Here is a 16,085-nt window from a genome sequence, read left to right on the forward strand (position 1 = left end):
TTTATTACTTTTGACATTAATGTTGCTCCAATCAACGTCATTTCTAGCGAACCCGATAGCTATCGGGTGCAACGCAGTCGAGAAATCTGTCTAGATTGATCTCCTCACTCCGCGATGATTCGGTCGAGATGACGCCTTTTCTTGGTGTGATATCGTGATTGAATGAGAGAATTTTGAATGATTGAATGTCAAAAAATGAATGAATGATTGGATTTAGAATGATTGAATTTAGAATGATTGAATTTTGAATGATAGAATGCTGTAATCCGTATTTATTGAATTTTGAATAATTGGGCACAAGTAAGGCCATGTTAAAAAGCTGGCAATAATATTGATAACTGAAGAGGATATTTTGCAACTTTGCCTTTGTAATACAATCACACACTCATTCTCTAATTCATTCATTATTTATTTATGCTTCGCATCCACCACATTGCCATTATCTGTTCTGATTACGACATATCGAAAGATTTTTATGTAAATAAATTGGGCTTTACTGTTTTGGGAGAGGTTTACCGGGCAGAACGGAAATCGTACAAGCTGGATCTGGCGGTGAATGGTGTGTACCAGATTGAGCTTTTTTCTTTTGAAAACCCGCCTGCAAGGCCATCGCGGCCCGAGGCACAAGGTTTACGGCACTTGGCTTTCGAAGTTGAGGATGTTGAAAAGGAGATTTCGCGTTTAAAAGGACATGGTATTATAACTGAGCCGATTAGGATTGATGAGTTTACGGATAAGCGTTTTACTTTTTTTGCCGATCCGGATGGTTTGCCTTTAGAGCTGTACGAGGTTTAAGATGGGGATTTTCAAATTCAAACAATTTGAGGTCGATCAAACTGGTTGTGCCATGAAGATCAATACCGACGGGGTGTTACTTGGTGCGATGGTTAATGCGCAAAGGCCTGGGCATATCCTGGATATTGGTACGGGTACAGGGGTAATTGCGTTAATGTTGGCGCAGCGTTTTCCTGAAGCTTTTATATCTGCTGTAGAAATTGATGAGCAAGCTGCTTTAACTGCGGAGAAAAATTTCCGTTTATCGGCTTTTGCCAAACGGCTAAGCGTGTATCATACGGCAGTGCAGGCATTTGCGTGCAATCAAAAATTTGATCTTATCGTTTCCAATCCACCTTTCTTTGTGAATGATTTGAAGAGTGCGGAAGAAAAGAAGGGCATTGCCCGTCATGCAGACGAGGGTTTCTTTAGCATGTTGGTAGAAAAGGCAAATGATCTGTTATCAGCTGAGGGCGCGTTATGGTTGATTCTTCCGCTAAAGCAGGCAGAAGAAGTTGTGCAATTGGCTGATAAGCATGGTTTATGGCTGTTGGAAAAAGTGCATATCCATTCGGATGCGTCGAAACCTGCTTTTAGGCAGATTATTAAGCTGGGCAAAGGCAGGGAAGAGATACAGGAAAGCCACTTTTATATTTATGAAGGTTTGAAAGTGCATACAGCGGCCTATCAAGATTTGCTTAAAGATTTCTTTTTGGCTTTTTAGTTTAATAAGCCTTTGGCCGATGCTAATATTGTACAATTATTTTAATGCCTTTTTGTAGGTAATTGTTATTATTTATTGCCGTTTTTATGATGGCTTTTTATTGAACTTTTAGCTAGGATTGGTATTTGATGTGGGCTGGCCGTGTAAATTATGGTCACAATTAACTTTACATAATGAAAAAAATAGGATTAATTTCTGATACACATGGTTTTTTGGATGATGCCGTTTTTAAGCATTTTGAAAGTGTAGATGAGATTTGGCATGCAGGCGATTTTGGTGCCGATGTGGCTGCACCTTTGGCTGCATTTAAACCTTTGCGGGGCGTGTTCGGAAATATCGATGATGCAGTGATTAGAAATGAGTTTCCGGAACAAAATCGATTTAGCTGTGAAGCGGTTGATGTTTGGATGACGCACATTGGTGGTTATCCGGGTAGATATTCGTCTTTTGTGAAGCCGGAAATATACACTAACCCTCCTAAATTATTTATTACTGGGCACTCGCATATTTTGAAAGTAATGTTCGACGAAAAAATAAAATGTTTGCATATAAACCCCGGTGCGGCCGGAAAACAGGGTTGGCATAAAGTGAGAACCTTGATCAGGTTTTGCATAACTGACGAAAATATTCATACCTTAGAGGTTATAGAGTTATCGGGTAGATAATGTAAAATATACACTAAGTATGGTTTGTGGCGTTAAAACACTAGGACAATTTATTATAGAAAAACAGGCAGATTTTCCATATGCTAAAGGAGAGCTCTCGAGGTTATTAAGGGATATTGGTATTGCGGCCAAAATTGTAAACCGCGAAATCAATAAGGCCGGTTTGGTTGATATTCTTGGCGATATGGGCACCACCAATATTCAGGGCGAAGAACAAAAGAAATTGGATGTTTATGCTGATGAACAGTTTATTGCGGCCTTAACTAGCGGTGGTGAGTGCTGTATTGTGGCCACCGAAGAGGAAGATGAAATTATCCATATCGATTCGCCCGTTTCTCAAAATGCCAAGTACATTGTCTGTATCGATCCTTTGGACGGTTCATCGAACACCGATGTGAATGTAGCGGTGGGTACTATTTTTTCTATTTACAGACGAAAATCGGTAGAAGGAAAAGCCAGTATTTCTGACGTACTTCAGAAAGGAACCGAGCAGGTAGCTGCAGGCTATATTATTTATGGCTCATCTACCATGTTGGTGTACACTACGGGTAAAGGCGTTAATGGTTTTACGCTCGATCCTTCTATAGGAGAGTTCTGTCTTTCGCATCCACAGATGAAAATACCTGAAACGGGCTATATGTATTCGGTAAATGAAGGCAATTATGTACACTTTCCTGATGGGGTAAAAAAATACATCAAATATTGCCAGGTGGAAGATGAAGCAACCAAAAGGCCTTATACTTCGCGTTATATCGGCTCGATGGTGGGCGATATCCACCGCAACTTGATTAAAGGTGGTATTTATATTTATCCAACAACTTCACGTTCTCCTAACGGAAAATTGAGGTTATTGTACGAGTGTAACCCAATGGCTTTCATTATTGAGCAGGCCGGGGGCAAGGCCAGTACAGGTTTTGACCGCATACTCGACATTAACCCAACAGAGCTGCACCAAAGAGTGCCGATTTTTATCGGATCGAAACAGATGGTAGAAAAAGCAGAAGAAATGATGCTTTTATACACGGCTAAATCGCTCTCTGTGGAGGCCAATGTAGAAACTAAACTGGAAGATTTAAATGTTGTGGGCGGAATTGATTAAGCCTGTGCATTTTTACTTCTTTCTACTTCAAAAAAAGTATCAATTGCCAAATTTTGCTTGTCTTGCGATGCAAATACGGCAAGTCTGTCACAACGCTCATTCTCCGGATGGTCGTTGTGACCTTTGATCCATATAAATTTCACTTTGTGCAGTTTATATAATTCAAGGAACCTTAACCAGAGGTCTTTGTTCTTTTTGTCTTTAAAACCCTTGCTTACCCAACCAAAAACCCATTTTTTCTCTACCGCATCTACCACATATTTCGAATCGGAATAAACGGTAACCTGCTGATTTAAGCTTTTTAGTGCTTCTAATCCTTTTATTACAGCCAGCAGCTCCATGCGGTTATTGGTGGTCATCCTAAAGCCTCCACTCAGTTCTTTATAGTGTTGTCCTGCCCTTAAAATGGTGCCCCAACCACCTGGTCCGGGGTTTCCGCTAGCTGCTCCGTCTGTATAAATTTCGATCATAAACGTGGTAAAGTTATGTTTTTAGGATCAAAATAGCCTATTTTATTGGTTGCTGAAAAAATATTTTAAATTCAAATAATTGAACGTTAAGGAATTAAAAATTAGTTGTAAAAACTTTGGGAAAAATATTTGCAAGGAATATTAAAAGTCGTACTTTTGTGACATCAAAAAACACGGTGGCTGTAGCTCAGTTGGTTAGAGTATTGGTTTGTGGTGCCGAGGGTCGTGGGTTCGAGCCCCATCAGCCACCCCGAGTTTTAAAAGCAGTTCTTAAAGAGCTGCTTTTTTTATTTTAAGCTGCATGAACCTGTTTTAATCACTATCCGAGTCCGCCAGCGATGGATAATTAGTGAAAGCTCTTGGTATCCGAGTATTTATTTATGTTTCCTGAGCTTAAAAATCAGTATGTATTTACAGATTTTACCGTTCCTGTAAATTGGAACAGCAGGGTAAAGATCACAGTAAACATAATTTTTTTTGACTTTTTCAAGTACTGCCTGATCAAAAAGATTGGATGGAATGATGTAGAAGGCATCCTCTTCAAACTGGGGTTTCCGTTTAAGCTGATTGGAAAAAATATATTGGTGCAAGTCATTAACATCTCCCATGCCATAAGTTTCTAACAGGTTGCCATGGCTTACATAAAAATCAAGGTGGGCTGCGGGGAACCATTTGGTTACGATAATTGTTGTTATCCTTTTCTTTGCAGTACGGTGATCTTTTTGATAAACCGAATCTATAATTCTGCCAGTTTCTTTCCAGCCGTAAAGATCAAGGGTGGGGTCGCCTTTACCGAGACTTGAATTATCCTTATTCTTGGAAATGGTTCCCGGATAGCAATTGATTACAAGCAGGCCCGATATCACCACAAGAAAAAAAAAGCCTGCTGAAATCCGAATCCAAAGCCGGGCACGAGCCTTGGACCATTGTTCCAGTTTTAGCGCAGCAAGGGGGATAAGACCTGCATAAGCAGGACCAGACCAATGTGGCAGGGTGTCTCGGAAAAGCGAAAGAACCATCAGCGTTAGCATGAGCGGTAAGGTACAGAAAAGGAGAATCTGTTTGTCCTGTTCCTGAAGTAGGTTATTTTTGTAGCCCGGACTTAGTACCGCCATCCAAATCAGAACGAAATTGACAGGATTATTGTAAAAAATCTCCCCACAAATTTCCCTTAAAAACGGCAAGACATTAATGCCGTTATGAAAGATGTTTATCCTTTCGCTGTGATAACTGTAAGTGATAAAACCATGGTTAAGGTTCCACACCAATACGGGGAGGAAAAGTATGCAGACAATTGATATGGTAGTATAAAGCCCAATATAGCCAATTAACCGGTGCTGTTTGAACAGTATCCACATGGCCATGGCCAGCAGAAGGAATATGCTGTGAACCTTACAGAGCATGGCCAAACCTACCATTAGTCCAAACCAGCACCAAAGCCCAAGGTTCATTTTCCCGTCAGCAATACCTCTGTTGATTTTAAGCAGCAGGTAGATACCTCCCAACCAGAAAACCATTTGAGGACTATCAGGAAGGATAAAGGTGCCGGCAATAATGCTACAGTAAAATGAGCTGGAATATAGCAGCGCTGCATACCAACCTACGCGCCGGTTGCGAAGGAATGTGCCGAGGCTGAAGATGATTAGCGTACAGATTGATGAGCAAAGAATTGCACCCAGTCTGACCGCCAGTTCATGATGCACAATTAGGTTTAGTGTAGAAGCCCTGATTAGCCAGGCTACAAAGGGTGGATGATCAAAATAATTCCATTGCAATTTCAGGGCGTAGGTCCAATAGTAAACTTCATCATTGCCCAGGTTGATGGATCCGGCCAATACGAATTTTATGGTAGCCATAAAAATAAGGAGCAACCATACCTTTAACGGAAACTTAGCAGCGTTCATCGTGCACTGGGTTCAATTTTTCTTAATCTTTTCAATCGCATGATGGCTTTGGCCGGCCGGAAAAGCTTTTGAACATAAACCTGATCAAAAGCCAGCAGCGCGCTAAACGAACCTATCATTGCGCCACAGATTACGTCGATGAGGAAGTGTTGGGCCAGGTAAATACGCGAATAACCAATTGCTGTAGCCAGCAAAAGGCAGGGGATTGAAATCTTTCTTTTTTTATACACCAGCACTAATACGGTTACCAGGGCAAAGGCCGAAGTGGTGTGGCCTGATGGAAAGGAGTGGTGGTCATGAAGGTTTATGCCGCTTACGAAGTTTGAATAGCCCAGTTTCATTTGTTCCAGGTACAATCTGGGCCGGGGCCGGTCTAATAAATTTTTAACAATTTGCGCCAGCAGGCTCGAGTAGAAATAGGCCAGCAGTAATGTTATGGCTTTTTTGCGCTTTTTTAGGATCAGTAGTGATATGCCAAGCAAAATGCTTAATAACCCATCGCCAAGATTGGTAAACAGGCGAAAAAATAGATCTAAAAAAGGATTGTGGTAACTATTCAGTACGAAAAAGGATTCGGCTTTGCTGAGGCTGCAACAAATTATAACGGCCGATAATAGGATTAAGGCGAGGCCAATAAAATATAAAGGAAGGCGCTTGATCCGTTTAATCATCTGTTGAAAGGTTTTAACCGAAATTACCTTCTCCAGTTAACCAGAAGGTTAAGAAAACGTCATGTTATTGTCATGCAATATTAGCTTACTGTAATACGTAGTATAAAAATTCAGTTACAAAGCAGTAAAGCGCATCAAAAGTCGGATTAGTATAAAAAAAGGTCTTTTAATTATAAATTTATCAATGCTTCTATCGATAAATTTGTTTTAAGCACACAGATACGCTAACCAAATCGATATGAACCGTAGAAAACTAATCCAAAGCCTTGCCCTAGGCATCCCCGGGATTTTAATCAGCAACAAACTTTCTGCTTTTACAGTAGCTGAAGAAGCTGTAAAAGAATTTGTCGAAAAAATTATGGATGGCCCTTTCAAACCTACCTGGGAATCGCTAACCAATTACCAAACACCTGAATGGTTTAGGGATGCTAAGTTTGGGATGTGGGCACATTGGGGACCACAGTGCCAACCTGAGGCAGGAGATTGGTATGCGAGGGAAATGTACATGGAGGGAAATTGGCAATACAAGTATCATTTGAAGAAATATGGTCATCCTTCTGAATTTGGATTTAAGGATGTAATCAATACCTGGAAAGCTGATAAATGGGATCCTGAAGCGCTTGTTTCATTATACAAAAGTGTTGGGGCAAAGTATTTTATGGCACTTGCCAATCATCATGATAACTTGGACCTTTACGACAGCAAATACCAAAAGCAATGGAATTCGTTAAAAGTTGGGCCTAAAAAAGATATTATTGGGGGCTGGGCAGCGGCGGCAAAAAAACATGGTTTACCATTTGCGGTTAGTGTTCATGCTGCGCATACCTGGAGCTGGTTTGAAACCGCTCAGCGATCTGATAAGACAGGGCCTTTTGCTGGAGTTCCATATGATGGTAAACAGACTAAAAAGGATGGGAAAGGCAAATGGTGGGAAGGGCTTGATCCTCAGGAACTCTATGCCCAAAATCATAAGTTGAGTGAAAACAGCGAAGATAACGGCATGATCCATAAGCAATGGCATTGGGGCAATGGTGTTACTCCTCCAACTAAGGCCTATATAGACAAATTTTATAATAGGACCATAGATCTGATTAATCACTATCATCCTGATATGATTTATTTTGATGATTCGCAGTTTCCGATGTGGCCCATCAGCGATGCAGGTTTAAAAATTGCTGCACATTTTTATAACAAGATTATTAAAGATAAGGGCAAGCTCTCTGCCGTTATTACCGGTAAAATTTTAAATGATGAGCAGAAAAAAGCAATGGTCTGGGATATAGAGCGCGGGCAGAGCAATAGCATAGAGCCCCTGCCATGGCAAACCGATACCTGCATAGGCAACTGGCATTACGACCGTGGGCTTTATGATAGGAAAGGCTATAAAACTGCTAAAACTATAATTCATACTTTGGTTGATGTGGTTAGCAAAAATGGTAATCTGATGCTGAATATCCCAGTACGTGGAGATGGATCAATTGATGAGCTGGAGCGTAAAATTGTGGAAGATATAGGTATATGGATGAATGCCAATGGAGAGAGCATTTACGGTACGCGTCCATGGAAAATATTTGGTGAAGGGCCGGCACAGGCTAAATCTGCGGCCTTAACAGCCCAGGGATTTAACGAAGGTAAAGGTGTTCCCTTTGGAGAAAAAGATATACGCTTTGCAGTAAAAGATAAGGCTCTTTTTGCTACTGTGCTTGCCTGGCCCACAAATGGGGCAATAGTGATTACCAGTTTACAGGAAGGAAGTTCAAATTATCCCGAAAAAATAAATAGTGTTAAACTCGTTGCCACAGGGCAGGAATTGAAATTTGAAAGAAATGCTGAAGGCTTAAAAGTATATTTTCCTCGAGAGCAGCCTGCAGCATCTTACGCCAACCCCTTGATGATTGTTTAAATATCAACGTATGTTCAAACGGTTGATGATCTCATCGTTATGTGTAATATTTTTACGACATACTTATCCCTGATCCATAGATTTAAAAGCATCAATCTCAAAAAAGACGTGAAATTGATGGGAAGTGAATAGCTTTCTGACAACTTATGCCCGAAGAATTATTTTAGATTAAACAAGAATAAGATGAAAAAGTATGCCTTGGCGCTCGATCTTATCGATGATGCTGAACTTATTGCTGAATATGAAGATTATCATAAACATGGCTGGCCTGAAATAACCGAAAGCATTATCAGGTCTGGGATTTTAAAAATGGAAATTTTTAGGACTTCCAACCGCCTGTTTATGCTGATGGAAACCACAGAAGACTTTACTTTTTCCCGCAAGCAGCAAATGGATGCGCGTAATGAAAAAGTTCAGGAATGGGAAAATCTGATGTGGCGGTTTCAAAAGCCCCTGCCATGGGCAAAGCAGGGAGAGAAGTGGATATTAATGGATAAGATATTTGAACTTGATAGCGAAAAAAAATAATAGGCTAATTTGATTAACGGCGAAGGCAAATACCCATTCCGTGACCTATCATTACGTAAAAAAACACCTTTAGGTTATTTTTACGTAAATCTATGTGGTTGTTTTTCTCGTAAATATTGTATTAGTAAATGGCCTATATGATTGGAAAAATGATTAAAAAAGCGCAGTAATTCATAATGCTTTAATCGGGAATATGTAGTCGTGTTGTGCAAAAAAAATATGTTGTAGGCAAACGATTTCTTGGAACAGATGTTTGTTAGCTAACTAATGTTAATCTGAAATAATTTGGAAAATTCGCGTCCGCAAGATTTGGCTTTATTAGTGCAAAACAAACTTAAGCTGAAAAAGGCAAAATCTACTCTTCCTAATCTGAAAGTTCTCGAAGATCTTTTTGAGTGCTTATTCTATTCCAGTATGTGCAAGGAAGAAAGCGAGTTAATCACCGTCACTATCACTTTCATTGATCCAGAAAATCCGGATCCCGCGCCTCCGGGGCATATAGTTCCTGAGCGATGGAGCTGTATTTCTTTCGATCATCATATCGAAATGACGACAAAGGCGCTGGCTAAGCTTTCAAAAGCCGCAGATCCGGGGAGTTCATCACTGGCAGTTTACTATAACGATAATGGTGAAATTTACATATGGGGCATGATTGACCAGGCCATGCACTATCAAAATTTCCTGAATTATGAATCAGATACCGGTTCTGAACAGCCAGGATTATTTCAGGTTTCGATTAGTGAAATTGGAACGCTGAATGTGCTATTTGACTATGAACTTTTGGCAACTTTGAAGCAGAATGTTTTAGTTAAAAGATACTTGGATGTATTGACCATTGGACCTATTTCTAAAATCCTGAGGAAAAATGCAGAATTTCTAAAACTTACACTAAGGGAATATATAGAGCAAGTTTATCCGGAGGAAAGTTATGCAGACTGGGAAGATTTTTTGGATGGCCTTTGGATTCAGACTTTTTCGCGGCTTTTATTAAAAATACAGAACTATCAGCATGGAGGAGCGATTCTGATTACTGATGATAATGCCGACCTGGATGTGAAGTACCGGATCCATTATGAACGCTTAACGCTTGCAATGGTCTCGCACGCGAGGGCATCTATTGATAATTACGTGGCCGAAAGGATTATTGAAGAAGACCTGGTTCGTGGTAAAAGGTCGGTAAGCAGGGCGCTTTATCTTAAGGAGGCTGGCTCTTTTTATGACAAAAAAGGAACTGCGGATGAGATCAAGGGTGCAATCAGCTTTATTGCCTCACAAACCTGCGTTGATGGGGTTGTCTTATTCAACAGCAGCATGATCAGTAATGGCTTTGGTGGGGTACTCCGAGCTAAGAAAATGCCCCGGAAAATATATGTTTCTTCTACTGCTACCGCAACACCTAAATCATTGGCACCGCATGATCCAAAGCACTATGGGACGAGGCATAGATCTATGATTGCATACTGCTGGAACCATCCATCTGCATTGGGTCTGGTGATATCGCAGGATGGAGATATTAGGGCTTTTTCGAAGATCGAGGATAAGCTTATCATGTGGGAAAACATCAAAACCCAGCAGTATATGACTGGCAAATCTCAAAGGAAACGCAAATCCTAAATCTTTTTATTTCTCTTCAAAATAGATGCGATTTACGTTTAAATGGTTCAAGGGGCAGCTTTTGCGTAATCCTTAATCCGACAATATCGTTTTTGGCCTCTAGTTTGTTATGGTCTGTTTTTCAACGTTTTGTAATGGTTGTTTGCAGGAGTATTAAGGAATTGCCTACATTAAGATCAAAAGAATTCCAGAATATTTAAGCGCATGCCTTAAATGCTTTAATGCGGCTGTAAGCTGATTTTCTACCGTTCTTTTTGAGATATTCAGTTTGATTGAAATTTCACTGATCGTCAGATTTTCCTTTCTGCTCAAAAGATATATTTCACGGCATCTTTTTGGTAGCCCACCGAGCATTAGCATTATCCTGCTTTCAAATTCTTCCTCACTGATCTTTTCCTCCCCAGTGTTTGCTGTATAGGGGTGGTTTATGTTATAACAATCCTCATCATGAATGTAGGTTTCTACATAACTTATGGGTATAGCATTAATCTGCTGCCTTTTTCTGATTCCACGATAACTTGCGCTGGTAAGTACATAGTTCTTAAAAGAGCTAATGCTTAACTGCCCGCGCATATTCCAGATATTCAAGAATATATCATGGGTAATCTCAAGGGCAGACTCTTCATCTTTGACATACCGGTAGCATACTGCATAAACTTTTGGCCAATGACGTTCAAATAATGAATTGAATGCTTTTTCATCATTTAAAAGTATAAGCTGCAGTAGTTCGGGATCGGTATAATCGCTTGTGGGCATAAGTTTGTTTGAAATAAAGCTATGGTTTAATAATCAAAATAAAAAATGATTATTGCTATTCTGATGGCGTATAAGGCTTTTTCTATTTTTTTTTATTTTTTTATGTGTGTGCGCCAGTAAATCGGTGTCTATACTATTAAAGAACCAAATTTAAACAGTAGCTGAGCTGGTGATGACAGAAGATCAATATCTTTCTCTTTGTGAGAAATATTTCAAGGGGATGTGTACGCCCAAAGAAGAGCATATGCTATCCGCCTATCAGGATACGCATGGGATGTCTAACCTTTCAATCAGCAAGGAAGATGAGGAACGTTTGGGTAAAATACTGCGTGAAAGGGTTAATCACAGCATCAAAGCAGAATCAGCAAAGAATAATCCATTACGCATCAAATGGCAGGCTGCGGCCGCAATTGCAGCGTCGCTTTTGGTGTTTGTTTATTTTGGTTCAGAATTTTTTAATGCACAAAAAAACAAGGATTCTACCGCACTTGCTGTAAATAAGAAAATTAAAAATAACGATATTTTACCTGGTTCTGAACAGGCCGTACTCACACTTGCAAACGGAGAAAGTATTAAACTTGATAGTGCTAAGAATGGTGTTATCGGGATGCATGGGGATGCCCATATTGCTAAATCAGGCAACGGACTCGTTATATCCGCAAACGGTAAAAACACTACTAATGTATTAAACCGGATTATGGTGCCAAGAGGTGGTAGATACGATATTATCCTTCCTGATGGCACCCACGTATGGCTTAATTCTGCTTCTTCCTTAAGTTTTCCAACGGCATTTGCTGGTAAGGAAAGAAAGGTTCTGCTTACTGGCGAAGCTTATTTTGAAGTAACCAAGGATAAACGAAAACCATTTAAAGTAGAGATAGCCGGAAAACAGGAAGTAGAAGTGCTGGGTACACATTTTAATATTACCGCTTTTGATGGAGAACAGGATATTAATACCACACTGTTAGAAGGAATGGTGAAAATAAATTGCAATAAGTCGTCAACGTTGATCAAACCGGGGCAAATGGCAATAAACAACCCACAGCAAAAACTAAAAGTTGTTACCGCAGATGTAGACGAAGTAATGGCCTGGAAAAATGATATGTTCATTTTTAATAATGAAAATATTGTTTCCATCATGAAAAAAATCTCGAGGTGGTACGATGTAGATGTTGAATACAGAGGCGCTGTATCTGGGGTTAATTTTGATGGGAATTATTCGCGTTCCAAAGGACTTAAAAGCCTGCTTAAGAATATTGAATTAACAGATAAAGTTCGGTTTGTAACCGAAGGAAGGAGGGTCATCGTTATAGTCATATAAATACTTTAGCAGATCCAAAAACCGGAAGTGCTTGAGACCACTCCCGGAATTGATTAGCCTATAACTAATTGGATCGCAACAATCATTCAAACAACAACTATTTAATCCTAACCAAATGTATAAAATTTTTACTGCACTTCAGTGCGGGGATAGCTCTTGCTATACGCAAAAAATCCTTCGAGTTATGAGACTTACAGTCATTTTGATTATGGTCGCCTTTTTACAGGTCAGTGCCGGGAGTTTTGCCCAGCAGGTGAGCATCAATGTTAAAGATAGGCCCCTGCGGGAAGTGCTGAGTCAATTAACCAAGCAAACCGGATACAATTTTATCTGTGATGCCAGTGTGACCAACGGTTCTGCCCTGGTTACTGTAAAGTTCAAAAATACCCCACTACAAAAAGTTTTGGAAGCCTGCTTTTCTAACCAGACCGTGGAAATGGTATTTGGCGATAACTCAACAATCGTTATCAAAAAGAAAGCCCAGATTATTAAAGCCGAACCACAGGTTATTGTGGTAACAGGTATGGTTATTGATGTAAAAAGGGTAGGCCTGCCGGGTGTTAGTGTACTGGTAAAAGGCACAAAAACTGGTGTGGTTTCTGATAATAACGGAGCTTATACGATTAAAGTGGCTGATCCTAAATCAGTTTTGGTGTTTTCTTTCATCGGTATGGTAAGCCAGGAAATAAACGTAGGGGGTAGAACAACCATTAACGTAACACTGGCCGATACCCCTCAATCACTTGGTGATGTAGTAGTAGTGGGTTATGGAACCCAATCGCGTACTACTGTTACCTCGTCCATTACCAAGGTAGAAGGCAAAAATATAGGAAACCAGCCGGTTAGTACCCCTGGCGAAGCTTTAGCAGGGCTTGCTGCCGGGGTGCAGGTTCAGTCCGATCAGGGCGGCAAACCGGGCGCCGCTCCAACCATAAGGGTACGCGGGGTTAGCTCGCTGAGTTCATCTAATGATCCGCTTTATGTGGTAGACGGTTACCCACTTGAAACTGCTGCAAATTTTAACTTGATCAACCCCAGTGACATCGAATCTGTAGAAGTATTAAAAGACGCTGCCTCTGCTGCTATTTATGGATCGAGGGCAGCAAATGGAGTTGTTATTGTTACCACCAAAAGAGGAAAGGCTGGGAAAACTGTGTTTTCGGTTTCGGCCTATTCGGGTATTCAGGAAGTAAACAAATATATTGATGTTTTAAGCAAAGATCAGTACGTTCAGCAGGTAAAAGCCCTCAGCAGGATTAAAAATTTACAGTATCCGGCAATTTTGGATGGCGATATTTCTGCACTTCCTGATGTGGATTGGCAAAAAGAAATCTTTAGGACCGCACCCATCAACAGCTTCGAGTTTAATGCATCTGGTGGTAGTGAGAAAGTTCGTTTCAGTGCCTCGGCCGGTGTTTTTAAGCAAAAAGGTGTTTTAATCGGAACTGAATATAGCAGATACAACACCAGGCTAAATCTTGATGCAGACATTGTTAAGAATGTAAAATTTGGTTTTTCAGTTTCTCCATCATTTTCAGAACAGTACAGGCAGCCTTCGTCGGGGCAGGCGAGTGGTGCCGGCGCAAATCCAAATGATTTTATTATCGGTGTGCCAGGATTACTTGCAGATCTGAATTTGCCCAGTCCACTTAACCAGGCTTTAACTTTTCAACCAATTGTACCGGTTTATCGGGCTAACGGTGATTTTGCTCAACCCTACGATAGGGAGTTGAACTATAATCTTTCTCCCACAGCAGTGTTTTCAGCATCTAATTTTTACAATCCTGTAGGCATTCTGAGTCAGTCTATTAACCGGTCAAGAGCTTTCAGGACTTTAAGCAATGCATTTTTAGAGTATACGCCGGTTGCTGGGCTAAAACTGAAAACATACATCGGTGCAACATTGGAAAACGAGCAGGTTCATGGTTATATTCCGGGTACTATGGCCTATAGTTCAGCACCCACAGCGTCTGGGGCGAACCCTCAGTTGGCTGGTATTTTTGCTTCAGATAATGTACGCAATAGTTTTGATTGGGTGTGGGAAAATACCGCGAACTATGATAAACAGATTGGTAAGCACCATTTTAATATTTTGGGGTTATTTTCAGCTCAGAAATACGAATCGCAGATCAATTACACAGCTGGTTTGCCTGGAACATTTATCACCACATCAGTGCAAAGCCCACTGGCTTCGCCAAATACAGTAGGTACTGAGCGCTTTGATGCCAATACTTTCGTTTCTTATGCAGGTAGGTTTACTTATGATTATGATAAAAAATACTTATTAACTGCTGCTGTACGCCAGGATGGATCATCGCGCTTTGGTTCAAACAACAAATTTGCCGTTTTTCCATCTTTCTCGTTGGGTTGGAGACTTGCTCAAGAGCCATTTTTAAAAGATGCATTGTTAAAAATTGGTATCAACGAATTTAAATTAAGGGGTGGTTACGGCCGTACGGGAAATGCCAATATTGGCAGTTTTACTTATGTCAATCAGATTAATTTAAATACAAACTATGCATCAGGCAATAGCAGGCTTTTTGGAACACAACAGGCAGGATTTGCCAATCCCGATTTAACCTGGGAAAAAAATGATCAGACCAGTCTTGGAACTGATATCGGCCTTTTGCAGAATAGGATTGTTTTAACTTTCGATTATTTTATCCGTAATTCGAACGGGATGTTGCTCAACAAAGCGCTGCCCTTAGCCATTGGATATACTTCTTCATTACAATCGAGTGTTTACAATTCAACTTACCAGGCCAACTTAGGTAAACTTCAGAATAAAGGCTTTGAGTTTACGGCCAATACCAACTTTAAACTTGGGGCAGTTACCTGGAATGCCAATGCAAATTTTTCAACTTACAAAACCAAAGTGCTGGATTTGGGCGGTCCGAGTGCCCTGCCTGCAGTAAGGGCAATTAATGGATGGAACAATGTTTACCAGGTAAAGGTTGGCGATCCATTGGGTTACATGTACGGGTATGAGATTATCGGTGTATTTAGAAATGCAGGCGATCTGGCAAATTATCCAAAGGTTACTACAGGAAACAGCGTTGGCGATCTGATCATAAAAGATCAGAACGGGGATGGGAAAGTTGATGCCAATGATGTTACCAAGCTGGGGCATGGACTGCCAGATTTTACCTACGGGCTAACCAATAGTTTTCAGTATAAAAACTTTGATTTGAGTATATTGATCCAAGGTGTACAGGGGGTAAATATTATCAATGGCAACAACAGGCAGACCATAACTGGCAATCATAACCAAAATTCTTTAGCCAAATATTTTAATAATTATTATGATCCAGCATTTCCGGATAGGGAGGTGCTTTACGGAAGCCCAATAGGTACAGGCGCATTACCGGGACCTGCATTAACCAGTTTGGCCGTAGAAAACGGTTCATATATGCGTGTTAGAAATATCACTTTAGGCTACAGGCTAAGTGAAAACTTATTGCGCAAACTTTCCATACAATCTGCAAGGTTCTATGTTACTGCTCAGAACCCATTTCTGATCACCAAATATTCGGGATATAACCCAGAGGCCAATATTATGGGGGGTGATCCTACAACGCCAGGTGTAGATCAGGGCACATACCCTACGGCACGCACTTTTATTTTAGGTATCAATTTTGGCTTTTAACCGCATTAAT

General features: G+C 40.4%; 13 protein-coding genes and 1 tRNA gene. 10 read left to right on the plus strand and 4 right to left on the minus strand.

All coding sequences use genetic code 11. The features are described 5' to 3' along the window. The first annotated feature begins 414 nt into the window (after positions 1-414). The 4 genes from gloA2 (at position 415) to fbp (ending at position 3,262) form a co-directional block, all read left to right on the plus strand. Positions 415-795, plus strand: coding sequence for an SMU1112c/YaeR family gloxylase I-like metalloprotein (gene gloA2 / locus ACS5PU_RS17640; RefSeq protein WP_439460480.1), 381 nt, complete (start codon positions 415-417; stop codon positions 793-795). Between the two features lies 1 nt (position 796). Continuing rightward, positions 797-1,498 carry a tRNA1(Val) (adenine(37)-N6)-methyltransferase gene (locus tag ACS5PU_RS17645; RefSeq protein ID WP_439460481.1) on the plus strand — a complete coding sequence of 234 codons (702 nt, stop codon included), beginning with the start codon at positions 797-799 and terminating at the stop codon, positions 1,496-1,498. 173 nt (positions 1,499-1,671) lie between these two features. After that, positions 1,672-2,163 (plus strand): metallophosphoesterase family protein, encoded by a 492-nt coding sequence (locus ACS5PU_RS17650; RefSeq protein WP_439460482.1) that lies wholly within the window; start codon positions 1,672-1,674, stop codon positions 2,161-2,163. A 19-nt stretch (positions 2,164-2,182) separates the two neighbouring features. Then, positions 2,183-3,262, plus strand: a complete 1,080-nt coding sequence (gene fbp / locus ACS5PU_RS17655; protein WP_439460483.1) for a class 1 fructose-bisphosphatase — start codon at positions 2,183-2,185, stop codon at positions 3,260-3,262. On the opposite strand, the gene rnhA is transcribed toward fbp, so the two are convergent. Then, positions 3,259-3,732, minus strand: a complete 474-nt coding sequence (gene rnhA, locus ACS5PU_RS17660) for a ribonuclease HI (protein ID WP_439460484.1) — start codon at positions 3,730-3,732, stop codon at positions 3,259-3,261. The genes fbp and rnhA overlap by 4 nt on opposite strands. A gap of 176 nt (positions 3,733-3,908) precedes the next feature. Between rnhA and ACS5PU_RS17665 the strand changes: the two genes are divergently transcribed. After that, a tRNA-His gene (locus tag ACS5PU_RS17665) sits at positions 3,909-3,982 on the plus strand. A gap of 124 nt (positions 3,983-4,106) precedes the next feature. Here ACS5PU_RS17665 and ACS5PU_RS17670 read toward each other — a convergent pair. Together ACS5PU_RS17670 and ACS5PU_RS17675 are read right to left on the minus strand one after the other, a co-directional pair. After that, a complete protein-coding gene (locus ACS5PU_RS17670) occupies positions 4,107-5,588 on the minus strand; it encodes an ArnT family glycosyltransferase (protein ID WP_439460485.1) in 1,482 nt (493 codons plus the stop codon). 44 nt (positions 5,589-5,632) lie between these two features. After that, complete coding sequence (locus ACS5PU_RS17675) at positions 5,633-6,307, minus strand: phosphatase PAP2 family protein (RefSeq protein ID WP_439460486.1); 675 nt, start codon at positions 6,305-6,307, stop codon at positions 5,633-5,635. A gap of 238 nt (positions 6,308-6,545) precedes the next feature. Here ACS5PU_RS17675 and ACS5PU_RS17680 point away from each other — a divergent pair, with 238 nt between their 5' ends. From ACS5PU_RS17680 to ACS5PU_RS17690, 3 genes are all read left to right on the plus strand, one after another. Beyond that, a complete protein-coding gene (locus ACS5PU_RS17680; protein ID WP_439460487.1) occupies positions 6,546-8,210 on the plus strand; it encodes an alpha-L-fucosidase in 1,665 nt (554 codons plus the stop codon). A gap of 183 nt (positions 8,211-8,393) precedes the next feature. Beyond that, positions 8,394-8,738 carry an L-rhamnose mutarotase gene (locus ACS5PU_RS17685; protein ID WP_439460488.1) on the plus strand — a complete coding sequence of 115 codons (345 nt, stop codon included), beginning with the start codon at positions 8,394-8,396 and terminating at the stop codon, positions 8,736-8,738. 321 nt (positions 8,739-9,059) lie between these two features. After that, positions 9,060-10,352 (plus strand): putative sensor domain DACNV-containing protein, encoded by a 1,293-nt coding sequence (locus ACS5PU_RS17690; RefSeq protein WP_439460489.1) that lies wholly within the window; start codon positions 9,060-9,062, stop codon positions 10,350-10,352. 165 nt (positions 10,353-10,517) lie between these two features. Here the strand turns inward: ACS5PU_RS17690 and ACS5PU_RS17695 are convergent, their stop codons facing one another. Next, positions 10,518-11,108, minus strand: a complete 591-nt coding sequence (locus tag ACS5PU_RS17695; RefSeq protein WP_439460490.1) for an RNA polymerase sigma factor — start codon at positions 11,106-11,108, stop codon at positions 10,518-10,520. 172 nt (positions 11,109-11,280) lie between these two features. Here ACS5PU_RS17695 and ACS5PU_RS17700 point away from each other — a divergent pair, with 172 nt between their 5' ends. Together ACS5PU_RS17700 and ACS5PU_RS17705 are read left to right on the plus strand one after the other, a co-directional pair. Next, entirely contained in the window at positions 11,281-12,429 is a 1,149-nt protein-coding gene (locus ACS5PU_RS17700; RefSeq protein ID WP_439460634.1) for a FecR family protein, read from the plus strand. Positions 12,430-12,952: 523 nt separating this feature from the next. After that, positions 12,953-16,075, plus strand: a complete 3,123-nt coding sequence (locus ACS5PU_RS17705) for a SusC/RagA family TonB-linked outer membrane protein (protein ID WP_439460635.1) — start codon at positions 12,953-12,955, stop codon at positions 16,073-16,075. Positions 16,076-16,085 lie beyond the last annotated feature (10 nt).

The sequence above is a fragment of the Pedobacter sp. GSP4 genome (genome assembly GCF_051857575.1).
Taxonomy (GTDB): Bacteria; Bacteroidota; Bacteroidia; order Sphingobacteriales; family Sphingobacteriaceae; genus Pedobacter.

Excerpts from the sequence above, each read along its gene's own strand:
- gloA2 (WP_439460480.1), top strand. The coding sequence starts at position 415 with ATGCTTCGCATCCACCACATTGCCATTATCTGTTCTGATTACGACATA.
- ACS5PU_RS17645 (WP_439460481.1), top strand. The coding sequence starts at position 797 with ATGGGGATTTTCAAATTCAAACAATTTGAGGTCGATCAAACTGGTTGT.
- ACS5PU_RS17650 (WP_439460482.1), top strand. The coding sequence starts at position 1,672 with ATGAAAAAAATAGGATTAATTTCTGATACACATGGTTTTTTGGATGAT.
- fbp (WP_439460483.1), top strand. The coding sequence starts at position 2,183 with ATGGTTTGTGGCGTTAAAACACTAGGACAATTTATTATAGAAAAACAG.
- rnhA (WP_439460484.1), bottom strand. The coding sequence starts at position 3,732 with ATGATCGAAATTTATACAGACGGAGCAGCTAGCGGAAACCCCGGACCA.
- ACS5PU_RS17670 (WP_439460485.1), bottom strand. The coding sequence starts at position 5,588 with ATGGCTACCATAAAATTCGTATTGGCCGGATCCATCAACCTGGGCAAT.
- ACS5PU_RS17675 (WP_439460486.1), bottom strand. The coding sequence starts at position 6,307 with ATGATTAAACGGATCAAGCGCCTTCCTTTATATTTTATTGGCCTCGCC.
- ACS5PU_RS17680 (WP_439460487.1), top strand. The coding sequence starts at position 6,546 with ATGAACCGTAGAAAACTAATCCAAAGCCTTGCCCTAGGCATCCCCGGG.
- ACS5PU_RS17685 (WP_439460488.1), top strand. The coding sequence starts at position 8,394 with ATGAAAAAGTATGCCTTGGCGCTCGATCTTATCGATGATGCTGAACTT.
- ACS5PU_RS17695 (WP_439460490.1), bottom strand. The coding sequence starts at position 11,108 with ATGCCCACAAGCGATTATACCGATCCCGAACTACTGCAGCTTATACTT.
- ACS5PU_RS17700 (WP_439460634.1), top strand. The coding sequence starts at position 11,281 with ATGACAGAAGATCAATATCTTTCTCTTTGTGAGAAATATTTCAAGGGG.
- ACS5PU_RS17705 (WP_439460635.1), top strand. The coding sequence starts at position 12,953 with ATGGTTATTGATGTAAAAAGGGTAGGCCTGCCGGGTGTTAGTGTACTG.